Consider the following 418-nt stretch of genomic DNA (forward strand, 5'->3'; position numbering starts at 1 on the left):
CGCCCAGGCTGGCGTTGGCCCCAGGGTCGATGGGGAAAAAGAGGCCGCTGTCGCGGATCTCGCGGTTGAGCTGCTCACGCGTCACGCCGGCCTGCACCGTCACCGTCAGGTCTTCGGCGTTGAGGCGCAGCACGCGGTTCATGCGGCTCAGGTCGATGCTGACGCCGCCTTGCACCGCCAGCAGGTGGCCTTCCAGCGAGGTGCCGGTGCCGTAGGGGATGACGGGCACGCCGTGCGCCGCGGCCAGGCGCACAACGGTCATCACGTCTTCGTTGCTTTCGCAGAAGACCACGGCCTCCGGCGGCGCGGCGTCGTACACGCGCTCGCCGCGGCCGTGCTGCTCGCGCACGCTCAAGGCGGTGTTGCAGCGCTCGCCGAAGGCCGCGCGCAGCGCGGCCAGCATGGCGGGCGGCACGGG

1 protein-coding gene is annotated in these 418 nt (G+C 72.0%); it reads right to left on the reverse strand.

The window, feature by feature from the left end; all coding sequences use genetic code 11:
- The coding region (locus tag EOE66_RS21635; RefSeq protein ID WP_245479136.1) for an FAD-binding oxidoreductase at window positions 1–418 on the reverse strand (418 nt) is incomplete at both ends.

Origin of the sequence: Rubrivivax rivuli, assembly GCF_004016505.1 — a bacterium.
Classification (GTDB): Bacteria; Pseudomonadota; Gammaproteobacteria; order Burkholderiales; family Burkholderiaceae_C; genus Rubrivivax; species Rubrivivax rivuli.